This window comes from Paracoccus seriniphilus (genome assembly GCF_028553745.1).
GTDB classification, from domain to species: Bacteria; Pseudomonadota; Alphaproteobacteria; order Rhodobacterales; family Rhodobacteraceae; genus Paracoccus; species Paracoccus seriniphilus.
The window spans coordinates 367,046-380,265 of the sequence record NZ_CP067130.1; the positions used below are offsets into that span (position 1 = coordinate 367,046).

A 13,220-nucleotide genomic window follows, 5' to 3' on the forward strand; every position below is an offset into this window, starting at 1 on the left:
GTTCAGGCTCCCTTCGTGATGATGTCGATGCAGCCATCAGGCTGGCGGATTGCATCACGGCTTGCTGGAATGATGATGGTGGTTTCGTCCTCGGTCATGGCCGCAGGTCCGGGCACGCGCTGCCCCTCGCCCACGCCGGCGCGCGCCACCACATTTGCATCGACAAAGCCCCCCGAGGCCGGATCGAACAGCTGACGCGTTTGGTCCAGACGGGCGGATGCCGCGCCATCCGTGGTGACCGAGCGGGCGACCTCTTCGGGCGGAGTGGTTGCATTCACCGACCAGACGGTGATTTCGACATCCATGCCGGCGACGGTGCGGCCGAACAGCTTTGCATAGTCCTCCTCGAAACGGGCCAGGAAGGTCGCGGCATCAGGTGCCATGGCCTGTTCTTCGGTCAGGGAAATGGGAATTTCCCAGCCCTGTCCCGAATAGCGCATGTAGACCTTGAACTCGGCAAGGATCGGGCTGACCTCGTCGCAGGTGCGCACAAAGCCGGTGGCCTCGTCTTTCAGCTCGCGCAGCAGTTTGCTGATGCGATCGACATCAAAGTCGCTGAGTTTCATGTAGACAGAACGGTTTGCCTCGAAGCTGAAGGGCGCGCGCAGGAAGCCGATGGCCGAACCGACCCCGGCACCGGGCGGCACGATCAGCCGTTCGACACCCAGCTTTTCGCACAGGCGTCCGGCATGCAGCGGTGCGGCGCCGCCGAATGCGATCATCGTGTATTCCGACAGATCCTCGCCGTTTTCGACGGCATGGACACGCGCGGCATTGGCCATGTTCTCATCGACGACCTCGGCCACGCCAAAGGCTGCCTCGACGGGTTCCATCTCCAGCGTGCCTCCGACATGGGCGGTCAGGGCAGTTCTGGATTTCTCGGGCGACAGCGGGATGGAACCGCCGGCGAAATTGCCGGGATCCAGCTTGCCCAGAACCAGGTCGGCATCGGTCACCGCGGGACGTTCACCGCCGCGTCCGTAACAGGCCGGGCCGGGTTCCGAACCCGCGCTTTCGGGGCCAACCCGGATCTGTCGCATGGCGTCCACATGGGCCAGACTGCCGCCACCCGCGCCGATTTCGACCATGTCGATCACCGGGATCGAGATGGGCATCCCCGAACCTTTCTTGAAGCGATAGGTCCGCGCGACCTCGAACACGCGAGAGGTCTTGGGCGTCTGGTTCTTGATCAGACAGATCTTGGCCGTCGTCCCCCCCATGTCGAAGGACAGCACCTTGTCCAATCCGTAGCGTGCGGCGATATGGGCCGCAAAGACCGCGCCGCCCGCCGGGCCGCTTTCCACCAGCCGCACCGGGAAATCGGCGGCATTGGCAATAGAGATGATGCCGCCGCCGGAATGCATCAGGAAGATGCGACAACCCACCCCTTCGCCACGCAGTCGCTCTTCCAGCCTGCCCAGGTATGAGGCCATGAGGGGTTTGATATAGGCATTGGCCACGACGGTGTTGAACCGCTCGTATTCGCGCATCTGGGGGCTGACTTCCGAGGAAATCGAGACCGAAACATCAGGCAGCCTTTCCGCCAGAACATCGCGGATCATCTGTTCATGCACAGGGTTCAGATACGAATGGATCAGCCCCACGGCCACGCTTTCAAAGCCGGCCTTGCCGATGCGGTCAACCACGGCTTCGACCTCTGCGCGGTCCAGTTCGACCATCACCTCACCGCGCGCGTTGATCCGCTCGGACACGGTAAAACGCATTTGCCGTGCCAGCAGCGGTTCGGGCAATGTCAGGTTCAGGTCATATTGTTCGAACCGGCTTTCAGTGCGCATCTCGATCACGTCACGGAAACCCTCGGTCGTGACCCCGCTTCCCCTGCCGCGCATTTTTGCATGATCGCACTGCCAGGGGCGCAAACGCGCAAGAAGGTAGGATCAAATTACATCACCGGTAATCTGACTGTGAAAATCCATCACTACAAATTTTAATATTTTCTATAGGTGATAGATTTTTGTGATCTATCTGCGAGCCTTCGCCACGTCGACGGCAAGTTCGGCGGCCATCGCGACAAAGCGGGGGGCCTTGGCCTTGTCGAACCGGGCAAAGAACTTCAGAGGTTCGGGATACCAATCGCTTCCAATCTCGACCAGCGATCCTGCGTCAAGCTGATCCCTGACAAGCACGGCCGGCAACAGTGCCGCCCCCATGCCGTCAACCGCCATCTGGACGCAGGATGCCAGGCTGCTTGAGTAGACGATCTGGTCCAGGGGCAGTTTTCGGCTTGCCGCCCGCTTGACCAGGCCATCCGACGCCAGCGTATGCCTGGCATGGGTAAGAACGGGCGAGCGCAAGATCTCGGCCAAACCGTTCTGTTCACCCCATTCGCGGACGTGATCCGGTGCCGCCACCCATACATAGCGACAGGTTTCAAGGGGAATCGAACCGCTTGACGCAATTGCAAAAGGTTCGGGCTGCAGGGCCAGATCGATCTCTCCTGACGCCAGTTTCTTCGAAATTTCCGTCGACAGCCCGACTTCCAGTTCAACGGAGACCGAAGGATAGGCTTCGCGGAACCGCCGCAGGAAGGGATGCAGCCAAGAGCAGGCAATCAGTTCCGTCACGCCCAGCCGCATCCTGTCCGCGATCAGATCCTGCCGTGCCGCGACCTCCAGAAAGGCCTCTGCGCTCCACAGAACCTGCCGTGCTGCGGCCACCAGCGTCTTGCCCCGCTCTGTCAGCCGGACCGCACCCGCGTCACGATGCATCAGGATGCCGCCAAGATCAGCTTCCAGCTTTGATATCCGGTTCGATATGTTGGGCTGGGTTGTCCCAAGGACGGCGGCCGCCTTGCGAAACGACCCCATATCGACGACGCAAACAAGCGCCTCCAGCTGCTTCAGGGTAAGATGACTGCTTATCATGATCCGGCATTGAATAACCTTTCTTGATAGGCTGTCAATCGCCACCCCCGGTTCCGAGCCAAAGCGCGTGGCGGGGCGGAACGGATTCTCCGACAGGGCATGGCGCGATCTGATGGTCGCGCAGCGGATGCAGGTTTCGCGACCTGCCAACCGCCCTGGATTGGAAACAGGCAACCATCACGCCGGCGCCTGTTTCCGAGTTGTCACTTTCGTCCGGCGACAATCCGATCAAGGATCAGCGCACAGAATAGGATGGCCAGTCCGGCAAGGATGCCCTGCCCCGCGGCGGCATATTGCAGCGCCTCTAGAACGTCCTCGCCCAGCCCCTTGGCGCCGATCAGCGAGGCCACCACGACCATGGCCAGCGAAAGCAGGATCGTCTGGTTCACCCCCGCCATGATGGTCTTGCGCGCCAGCGGAAGATCGACCTTCCACAGCAGGTATCGTGGCGATGCGCCAAAGGCCAGGGCGGCCTCTCGCACCGCCGAGGGCACCTGCTGCAACCCCAGAACCGTGAAGCGGATGACCGGAGGGCTGCCGAAGATCATCGTGGCAACGACGCCCGCAGGCTTGCCCGAGCCGATAAAGGCAACCACCGGGATCAGATAGACGAAAGAGGGCATCGACTGCATGAAATCCAGAACCGGCCGCACGATCGCAAAGGCGGTCGGACGACGGGCGCAAAAGATTCCCAGCGGAATCCCGACCGTGATCGAGATCAGCGCCGCCGCCCCCAGCAGGGCGATGGTGGTCATCGCCTTTTCCCAGAAGTCCAGCAGGCCGAGATAGGCCAGAGCAGCCCCCGTGAAGATCGCCACCCGTGCCCCGCCCGACAGATAGGCCAGCATCACGAAGACCAGCGCGACGACAGGCCATGGCGTGCCCACAAGCACGACCTCGATCCAGTCCAGCAGGCTGCGCATGCCCAGGGTCAGCCCGTCAAAGAAGCCGCGTCCGGCAGTCTTGGTCCAGTCAAAGCCGTTCTGCACCGCGTCACCGACATTCAGTCGCCAGTCGCGATTGGTCGGAAAGGAGTTGAGCAAGGAGAAGGCATCGGGTCGCGCGAATTTCATCACCGACAGGATGATGACCGCCGCAGCCAGCCCCAGCGACACCAGCAGGCGTGTGCCAGACCAGCCGCTTGCAACGCGGCGATCTGACCGCCAGCGCACGAATTGCGCCTCGAGCGTCCAATTCGCCAGGGAAGCAGCCCCGAAACGGATGACCAGCAGCAGCGCAAGACCCACTGCCAGATAGAACATGCCGTCCGCCGTGGCTGCGGCGGCCGCCTCATTGGCAGAGGCAAGGGCATCCTGCAGCGAACCCGCTGCGCGTTGCAGCGATTCCAGCGATGCCGCGCCCGAGGCCTTGGCGGCCTCGATCTGCTGCATGCGAAGGTCCAGCGTCTGGGCGATCTGCTCCGCGCGGATACGGGCATCGCGGCCAAGATCTCCGAACAGCCCCAACCCGATCTGGATGAAGGCGAATGTGTCCAGCAGCAGGAAGACAAGGAACCATGACCACAGGCCCCGCGCGCCGAACCAGACCGGCCCCAGCAAACCCGCGGCCCGGTTCAGCATGAAACGATAGCCCGGTGCCTGAAGCATGTAGCGGAAGGCCCGTTGATAATAGGGCACCGAGCGGCCGGTGAAAGTCGCCACGAGTTCATCAAGGCCTGCGGCGGTTTCCGGACGGATTTGCGTCGGATCGTTCTGTGTCATGACCTCACCTCATGCCTGGCTGCTTTGGATGGCGCGAAGCAGGCTCGCGCGGTTGATGACGCCGACGGTCGCGTGATCATCCCTGACCGCGACGATCCCATGTCCCTCGATGGCAAGATTCATCAGATCGCCAAGGTCCATGTCCGGACGGGCGGCATTCGCATCTGCCGGGACCGCGCCATGAAGGGCCTCGAACTCGGCGACGGGCTGCATGACCGAATGCGCCAGGATCAGGTTCAGCTTGGAAATTCCGGCCACGAAATCGGCAACATAGTCATCTGCCGGATTCAGGATGATCTCTTCGGGCGTGCCGATCTGGACGATCCGGCCATCCTTCATGATCGCGATGCGATGCCCGATGCGAATGGCCTCGTCCAGATCATGGGTGATGAACATGGTCGTCTTGCCCAGCTTGCGCGACAGATCCATGAACTGATCCTGCAACTGCTTGCGGATCAGGGGATCCAGCGCCGAGAAGGGTTCATCCATCAACAGGATCTCGGGGTCCGAAGCGATCGCGCGGGCAAGGCCGACGCGCTGCTGCATGCCGCCCGACAATTCGTGGGCGTATTTGTCCTCCCAGCCGCAAAGATCCACCATCTCCAGAACGCGATCGGCCTCTTCCCAACGTCGGGCCTTGCCGGTGCCGCGTATCTCCAGCGGCATGGCCACATTGTCGCGCACCGTGCGATGCGGCATCAGGCCGAAATTCTGAAAGACCATCGCGACGCGACGATTGCGCAGGTCGCGCAGTTCGGCATCGTTCAACCCCATCACATCGTCGCCATCGATGAAGATATGGCCGTCGGTGGGCTCCAGTAGGCGGTTCACATGACGCACCAGCGTCGATTTTCCCGACCCCGACAGACCCATGACGCAGAACAGCTCGCCCTGACGGATCTGGAAATTCGCATCCGCCACGCCCACCACGCAGTCAAACCTGTCCCGTACCTCGGCCTTGCTCAGACCTTCGTTCCGGATCGCCTGCAGGGCCTCCTTGGCGCGGGCGCCGAATACCTTCCAGACGCCGCGCGCATCAATTGCGATTTCGCCAGCCATGGCAGCTCCTTTTTCTGGATAGTTGGCCATCCGCAGCCCCAGGGGGCCGCGGCACCAGGGCAGCGGTGGTCAGTTCAAACCCAGCCAGCCGTCGACGACATCGCTGTTTTCTTCCAGCCAGACCGCGACGGCTTCATCGACTTCCTGCCCCTTGATCACGGTCTGATAGGTCAGCTGTGACAGGTCGTCGGCATCCATGTCGATCTTGCCCAGAAAGGCCGCGGCCGCCGGATTGCGCTGTTCCAGGGACTTCGAATAGGCCACGGTCACCGTCTTGACCTGATCGCCGGTGCTGATCGAGGATTTCGCGAACCAGTCGGCATCCTCGTCGGGCTGAACCATGTGATAGGCCGCCGGATCGTATTCCGGTTCTTCGATGAAGGTCACGTCGTAAAGCGCATGCACGAAATGGGGCGCATAGCAGTAGAAGACCACACCTTCCCTGTTGTCGATGGCATCCTTCAGCCGCGCGTAGAAGACAGCCTCATCCTCGGTCGAAGGTTCCAGGAAGGTCTCGATCCCATAGTCGCGCACCTTCACGCGGTTCAGATTGGTCGAGGCCCAGCCCGAAGCACCGACCCAGATCTCTCCCTTGCCATCGCCATCGCCGTCAAACAGTTCCTGTGCCATGGGTGTCGCAAGGTCATAGACGGATTTCATGCCATGCTCTTCGGCCATATAGGTCGGCACGCAAAAGCCCGAGCGCCCCTGGTAACTGCCTTCTGACAGGGCCACTGTGTCCTTCTGATCGACATATTCTTCGGTGAAGGAGGCCTGATTTGGCAACCAGACATCCGGATGCACGTCGATATCGCCGCGCCCGCCATCCATTGCGGCAAATATCACCGCATTGGCACCGGGGGCATATTCGGTCACGCCGCCCAGGCGGGTCTGGATGACCTGCGCGATGACGCGGCTCATGATCTTGGCACCGGGCCAACTTGGCTCGCCGACCTTGACGGTGTCCTGCGCGGATGCGGCCGTGGCCAGCGACAGTGCCGCCAGTGCCGTGAAAGCCTTGAGATATGTCATTCCAAGTCCTCTCTCTGTTGGGTGAATACGCCTTCAGGCGCGTGCCCGCTTGCGCTGCGGGTCTATGAAGGGAATATCGGTGACGGTTGCGCCAAGCCGCTTCATGCGACCATCAAGCTGGCCGATTTCCAGCCGTGCCCCGTTCTGGGCGTGTTCGACGCCAATCCGGGCAATGGCGATCGCATGACCCAGCATGGGTGAGCGCGTGGCCGAAGTCACGACCCCGACCTGACGTTCTCCGTCATGGACAGGGCTGGCGTGATGCGGGACATCATTGCAGTCCAGCAACAGACCTTTCAGCAGGCGACGCGGTGCAGCGGCATTGCGCTGCAGCGCCGCCTTGCCGGTGAAATCGGGCTTGGACATGTCCACGGCAAAGCCGAGCCCTGCCTCGAAGGCGTCAATGCCGGGTGCAAATTCCGCACCGGCGGCGGCCAGCCCCGCCTCGATCCTGATGATCGACAGCGCGTCGCTGCCCATCGGGGCTATGTCGAATTCCTCTCCGGCCTCGATCACCGCATCCCAGATCTTCAGCGCGTCCGCCCTGGCACAAAAGATTTCATAACCCAGTTCCCCCGTATAGCCCGAACGCGACAGCATGAAGGGGGCGCCATCGCGATCATGCAGGCGTGCGACCGTCACGCCAAACCATTTCAGGTGGTCCAACGCCGGGACGGTGGGCTGGGTAAAGACGATCTTGCGCAGCAAATCGCGCGAATGTGGGCCTTGCACGGCCAGATTGGGCATCGCGCCGCCCAGATGATGAATGCGGACCTGCAGACCCATCTGCTGCGCCAAGGCTTCCAGCAACCGTCCGCTTTCCTCCGATCCGCAGCACCAGCGGAACAGATCGGGACCAAGCCGGAACAGCGTGCCATCATCGACGACGGTGCCCGCGGCATCGCACATCAAGGTATAAGAACCGCGCCAGACGGCCAGCTTCGCGACATTGCGCGTCGTCGCCTGCTGCAACAGCGTTTCGGCATCGGGGCCGATGATGTCATATTTGCGCAGTCCGCTCATGTCCTGAACGGTCACGGCATTGCGGCAGGCCCAATATTCGCCGATCGTTCCCTGCGCGGCAAAGCTGACCGGAACCCAGAGATCGCGCGCCGGCGCAAAATGCTGTGTCAGCGGCGCCAGCCGGTCGTGAAAGGCCGAATTCTGGCTGATGGACATGGGGGCGTCTTCCTTTTCGCGATAGGCCACGGCACGGCGGATCGGAGTTTCGGGCCGATAGATGCGCACATGCACGTCGGTGGGGTTCCAGCCATTGATCGGATCGATGTCATCCGGGCAGGCAGTCGAAACACAGACCAGATCTTCCATCGCCTGCATGGCAACGTAATCGCCGGGGCGGGAATGGGATTCCTCGGTCATGATGTGATGCGTGCCGGGATCGATCCAGGTGTTCCAGAAGAAGTTGATCGCCGGCCAGGCCGCGCGACGGGCAACGCCATAGGGTGCCAGAACTTCGGATATGTTGTCCGAGCAGTTGACGTGCCCCGGGAAGCCGCGCTCCTCATAGCCGCGCGCCGTGCAGGCCAGCCCGAAGGTGTCATGACGTCCGCAGGTGTCCTGAACGACCTTCAGCAGCGGGGTCATGTCGCGGTCATAGAACTTGTCCAGCAATCCCGGCCCCGGATAGGCTCGCCGCACCATCGAGCGCGTCACGGTGCCGTCGATCATCAGTTCCTCGCCGCGATGCAGGCCATCGGCGCGAAATGCCGTGAAATCCGAACATTGCTGCCCCTCGACATCGATGATCTGCAGGAATTCGCCCTTTTTCAGCTCATAGGCCATGGCGGTGGCGCGCGGCAAGGTGAACTCATCACGGGTATCGCCCAGCAGGGGGGGCAGAAGCGGATCATTTCCGGATGCGGGTTGCAATGTCAGGTGGACCTGTCCCGTCAGATCGCCCGTGACCAGCGCAGCAGGCGTGACAGGCCGGAAGATCACCGGGGGTGCCGCCCTGCCCCGCGATCCAGCCGATCAGCGCATCGGCATCGCAATCGGCAATCTGCAGCGTGCCATGGGCGGCAAGGCCAAGGCTGTCCAACGCGGGCTGCCCGCCGGGACCAAAGGCGACGATCTGGGCCGTCACTCCGGCCGTCAAGGACAGGGAAAGCAGATCGCCGGGGCGCATGTCATGCATCAGGCCCTGCCGTGGAGCGATCCGGTGCAAGAGGGCTTCGCCGCGCTTGGCAAAGCCCGGAAAGGCCCGGCCAGCGGATCTGAAACCCATGTTGTCGAATTCGCGCAGCACTTCGTAACGAGACATCAACCGATCCGATCTTGCCAATGTAACTAGTTACATGATTGTTGAAACCAGTTACATCTGTCAATATATTTAGAGCGGACTGGCGCAACAAGACTGGCATCAGGCGATTGACAGGCAGGAAACAATGGGAAAATCGGGGCATCGGAAACGCGCGAACCTACGTGATGTCGCGACCGCTGCCGGTGTTTCGGTTGCCACGGTATCACGCGTTCTGAACAGCCCCCATACCGTCGCCGAGCAAACCCGCGAGCGTGTTGACGAGGCGATTCGCAGCCTGCAATGGGTGCCCAGTGCCGCAGCCCGGGCGATCAATTCCGGGCGGACACGCTTCGTCGGGGCCCTGGTCCCGACGTTGGATCACGACATCTTCGCCCGCGTCCTTGCCGGTCTGGAGCGGCAACTGGCCTGCCGCAGGCTTTCGCTGGTCGTCGCGACGACCGATGGCGACCCGCAGATCGAAACCAGCAAGGCCAAGGGGCTGATCGACATTGGTGCAGAAGGGTTGATCATCTCGGGCAAATCCCATGCTGCCGACCTTTACAGCCTGATCGAGAGAACGCGCCTGCCGACGGTGGCGACCTCTTGCTATGATCCGGATTATGCCCTGCCGACCATCGGCTATGACAACGCCAGGGCCGCCTGCGCGGCATTGGCCCATCTGGCGGAACTCGGGCATCGGCGCATCGCGGTTCTGCATGGACCCAAGGCCAACAATGACCGCACGCGCGCGCGGATCGCGGGGCTGACCGCGCAGCGTGGCGAATGCGATTTGACGTTTCTCGAGGTGCCGCTGTCAACGGCCGGCGGCTGCGAGGCGGTTCGCCATGTCCTGAAATCCGCGCGGCAGGCCACTGCCCTTCTTTGCCTGTCCGATGTTCTGGCCGCAGGGGCGATGTTCGAACTGCAGCGTCAGGGCATCACCATGCCAGAGCGAATGTCCGTCATGGGCATTGACGACCTGCCCGATTCAGCCTGCCTCTATCCCGCCCTGACGACCATTCACCTGCCCGTGTCCCGCATGGGTCGACATGCTGCGGATGCAATTGCATCCTGGGTGGAAACCGAGGAAGAGCCCGCCAGCCTGCTGCTGGATTTCAACCTTGTCGTCAGGGGATCGACGACAAGGCCCCGTGAACCTGAAACCTGAGCCGTCGCGGCATCTTTCCCGTGGCTCGGCAACGACAACTGGCACGGCAAGGCGGGTCTGTCGCAAAGATGCTGCAACCGCCTGTCAGCAAAACCGCCCCATTGGGTAAAATGCCGTTGTTTTACTGATCTCATGATCAGCCCCATTCTGTTGCGAATATCGAATTCGCGAAGAAAAGGGCGGCGTGGCAGATGAAGATCGGATTTATCGGACTTGGCAATGTCGGCGGCAAGCTTGCCGGCAGTTTGCTGCGCAATGGCTTCGACCTGACGGTCCATGATCTGGACGCGGATCTCGTGGCGACATTCGTGCAGCGCGGGGCGAAATCGACGACCGGCCCCCTTGCGATGATGCAGGATTGCGATGCGGTCATCACCTGCCTGCCCTCGCCCGCGGCCTCGGCCGAGGTGGTCGAGGGCATGCTGCCTGCCGTTGATGGTTCGAAGATCTGGATGGAAATGTCCACCACGGATGAGTCCGAGGTCAAGCGGCTGGCCGAGCTGATCAAGGCGCGGGGCGGCGCTGCGATGGAATGTCCCGTCTCGGGCGGCTGTCATCGTGCGGATACAGGCAATATCTCGATCTTCGCCGGCTGTGACCGGGCCACCTTCGAACGGATGCTGCCGACATTGACGACGCTTGGCCGCCGGGTGCTGCATACCGGCGAGATCGGCACGGCCTCGGTCCTGAAGGTGATGACCAATTACCTGGCAACGGCCAATCTGCTGACCTGCTGCGAAGCACTGGTGACCATGAAGGCCGCGGGCGTCGACATGAACACCACCTATGAAGCGATGAAGATTTCCTCGGGCACGTCATTCGTGCATGAAACCGAAAGCCAGCTGATCCTGAACGGTTCGCGTGATGTCTCATTCACCATGGATCTGGTGAAGAAGGACATAGGATTGTTTCAGAAGATCGCCGATCAGACAGGCGTCCCGCTGGAGATCAGCCCGCTGATGGTGCAGATCCTTGACGACGGCATCGCCCGTTTCGGGGAACGCGAGCTTTCCCCCAACATCATCCGGCGGCTGGAGGAAGCAACCGGGCTGGACATCCGGGCCCCCGGATTCCCCGCAGAACTGACCGATGATGAGCCCGAGGAACCGGGATATGAGGTCATCCCGACCGGGCTTTCCGCACCCATGATGGCAGCAGGATGAGCGGGGCAATGACAAGCGGGAACCTGACCCATTGGGCCGAACGCGCCGATCTGGCGGCGACCTTTCGTTGGGCCGCGCGCCTTGGCATGCATGAGGCGGTGGCCAACCATTTCAGCCTGGCGGTGAATGACCGTGGTACCGAATTCCTGATCAACCCGAACCAGATGCATTTTTCGCGCATCAAGGCTTCGGACCTGCTGCTGCTGGACGCCGATGACCCGGCGGCGCTGCAGGCGCCCAACGCCCCCGATCCCACCGCATGGGGCCTGCATGCCGCCGTGCATCGCAACTGTCCCCATGCGCGTTGTGTCATGCATACCCATTCGATCTGGTCCACGGTCCTGGCCTGCCTGGCCGACAGCAGGCTGCCACCGATCGACCAGAACACGGCAACCTTCTATGACCGCTATGTCATCGACGATGCCTTCGGCGGCCTGGCATTCGAAGAAGAAGGGTTGCGATGCGCCGACTTGCTGTCCGACCCCGCGAAGAAGGTGATGATCATGGGCAACCATGGCGTGCTGGTCATCGGCGATAGCGTCGCGGACAGCTGGAACCGTCTGTTCTATTTCGAACGCGCCGCCGAGACCTATATCCGTGCGCTGCAGACCGGACAGAAACTGCGGATCATTCCTCACGACATTGCCGAGAAGACCGCGCAGGAACTGGAAGAATACCCCGGTCAGGCCGAGGCCCATCTGGCCGAACTGCGCGCAATTCTGGACGAGGAAAACGACAATTACGCCTGCTAGGCCCCTTTGCACGGGATGATATCGCCATGAGCAACATAACCTTTGACCTTCGCGACAACGGCATGATCGTCGGCCTGCCCGAGGGAGAGACCTATTTCAACTATTACTGGCTGCGCGATGCTTGCCAGAGCAGCATCGACCCCCAGACCCGCGAAAGGGTGTTCGATGTCACCCAGATGAAATCTCCGCCGCGCGCCATTTCGGCGATGGTCCGGGATGATGTTCTGGTGATCGACTGGCGTGACGAGGCGCAACCCTCGCATGTGCCCATGTCCCTGCTGACCGAAGTGGCCGCCAATGGTCGCGCCGCCGATCCGGCCGCCCTGCCGCGCAAACTGTGGTACAGCGACCATCTGCCCCGCATCACCCGCGTCGAACAGAACGCCGTCCTGAACAGCGACGAAGGTCGCGCCCGGTTGACGCGCGCCCTGATCGAGGATGGCATCGCCATCGTGACCGGCATGGACAAGACGACCGAGGCCCTGCCGCGTCTGGTCAATTCCATCGGCCCGGTTACCCCATCGGCCGAAGGCCTGTTTTTCGACGTCCGGGTCGAGATCGCGCCCACGAATCTGGCCTTCACCGCTGGCCCGCTGGAGATGCATACCGACCTGCCGGGCGAGGAAAACGCGCCCGGCGTGCAGTTCCTGCACTGCCTGGAGAATACGGTCGAAGGCGGACTGTCGCTGTTCCTTGACGGTGCCGCCGTGGCCGAGGCCCTGCGCGCCGAGGATCCCGAGGCGTTTGCCCTGCTGGCCAGTCACGAGATCCCCTTCTTCTATCGTCATGACAATTGGGACTATCGCGCCCATCAGCGCGTGATCGAGACCGATCCGGATGGCGAGGTGACCGGCGTCACCATTTCCCAGCATCTGCAGGACAATATGGACCTGCCCCAGGATTTGCTGGACGTCTATTACCCGGCTTTCGTCAAGTTCATCCGCATGATGCAGGAAGACCGTTTCACCCTGCGCTTCCGGTCTCAGGCGGGCAACTGCGTGGTGTTTGACAACCATCGCATCGTTCATGGCCGCGAAGGCTATGTCGCCGACAGCGGCAGCCGCCATCTGCGCGGATGTTATACGGATCGTGGCGCGCTGCGATCCACCTATCGCGTCCTGATGCAGAAGGGTGTGGCCGATATCAGCCCACCCGCCAGTGCTCTGGCGTGATCAGGTGG

The 13,220-nt window shown here is 61.9% G+C and carries 11 protein-coding genes; 4 read left to right on the forward strand and 7 right to left on the reverse strand.

Features of this window, described 5'->3' with window-relative positions:
• Positions 1 to 2 precede the first annotated feature (2 nt).
• From JHW44_RS15345 to JHW44_RS15375, 7 genes are all read right to left on the reverse strand, one after another.
• Positions 3 to 1,850, reverse strand: coding sequence for a hydantoinase/oxoprolinase family protein (locus JHW44_RS15345; protein ID WP_245847061.1), 1,848 nt, complete (start codon positions 1,848 to 1,850; stop codon positions 3 to 5).
• A 132-nt stretch (positions 1,851 to 1,982) separates the two neighbouring features.
• Positions 1,983 to 2,885, reverse strand: a complete 903-nt coding sequence (locus JHW44_RS15350; protein ID WP_089344417.1) for a LysR family transcriptional regulator — start codon at positions 2,883 to 2,885, stop codon at positions 1,983 to 1,985.
• A 203-nt stretch (positions 2,886 to 3,088) separates the two neighbouring features.
• Positions 3,089 to 4,606 carry an ABC transporter permease gene (locus tag JHW44_RS15355; protein WP_089344239.1) on the reverse strand — a complete coding sequence of 506 codons (1,518 nt, stop codon included), beginning with the start codon at positions 4,604 to 4,606 and terminating at the stop codon, positions 3,089 to 3,091.
• Positions 4,607 to 4,615: 9 nt separating this feature from the next.
• The gene (locus tag JHW44_RS15360; RefSeq protein ID WP_089344240.1) at positions 4,616 to 5,665 is read right to left on the reverse strand and encodes a quaternary amine ABC transporter ATP-binding protein; all 1,050 of its coding nucleotides are present in this window, start codon (positions 5,663 to 5,665) and stop codon (positions 4,616 to 4,618) included.
• Positions 5,666 to 5,734: 69 nt separating this feature from the next.
• Positions 5,735 to 6,697, reverse strand: coding sequence for an ABC transporter substrate-binding protein (locus tag JHW44_RS15365; RefSeq protein WP_089344241.1), 963 nt, complete (start codon positions 6,695 to 6,697; stop codon positions 5,735 to 5,737).
• Positions 6,698 to 6,730: 33 nt separating this feature from the next.
• Complete coding sequence (locus JHW44_RS15370; RefSeq protein WP_218822568.1) at positions 6,731 to 8,656, reverse strand: DUF1989 domain-containing protein; 1,926 nt, start codon at positions 8,654 to 8,656, stop codon at positions 6,731 to 6,733.
• The gene (locus JHW44_RS15375; protein WP_218822569.1) at positions 8,565 to 8,978 is read right to left on the reverse strand and encodes a hypothetical protein; all 414 of its coding nucleotides are present in this window, start codon (positions 8,976 to 8,978) and stop codon (positions 8,565 to 8,567) included. The genes JHW44_RS15370 and JHW44_RS15375 overlap by 92 nt, the downstream gene beginning before the upstream one ends.
• A gap of 124 nt (positions 8,979 to 9,102) precedes the next feature.
• On the opposite strand from JHW44_RS15375, the gene JHW44_RS15380 reads away from it, so the two are divergent.
• The 4 genes from JHW44_RS15380 to JHW44_RS15395 all read left to right on the forward strand — a co-directional run bounded on the left by JHW44_RS15380 (position 9,103) and on the right by JHW44_RS15395 (position 13,212).
• Positions 9,103 to 10,125, forward strand: a complete 1,023-nt coding sequence (locus JHW44_RS15380; protein WP_089344242.1) for a LacI family DNA-binding transcriptional regulator — start codon at positions 9,103 to 9,105, stop codon at positions 10,123 to 10,125.
• A 191-nt stretch (positions 10,126 to 10,316) separates the two neighbouring features.
• On the forward strand, positions 10,317 to 11,288 hold the full coding sequence (locus JHW44_RS15385; RefSeq protein WP_089344243.1) for an NAD(P)-dependent oxidoreductase: 972 nt from the start codon (positions 10,317 to 10,319) through the stop codon (positions 11,286 to 11,288).
• An 8-nt stretch (positions 11,289 to 11,296) separates the two neighbouring features.
• Positions 11,297 to 12,040 (forward strand): class II aldolase/adducin family protein, encoded by a 744-nt coding sequence (locus tag JHW44_RS15390; RefSeq protein WP_245847065.1) that lies wholly within the window; start codon positions 11,297 to 11,299, stop codon positions 12,038 to 12,040.
• 26 nt (positions 12,041 to 12,066) lie between these two features.
• On the forward strand, positions 12,067 to 13,212 hold the full coding sequence (locus JHW44_RS15395) for a TauD/TfdA family dioxygenase (protein ID WP_089344245.1): 1,146 nt from the start codon (positions 12,067 to 12,069) through the stop codon (positions 13,210 to 13,212).
• Positions 13,213 to 13,220: the final 8 nt, after the last annotated feature.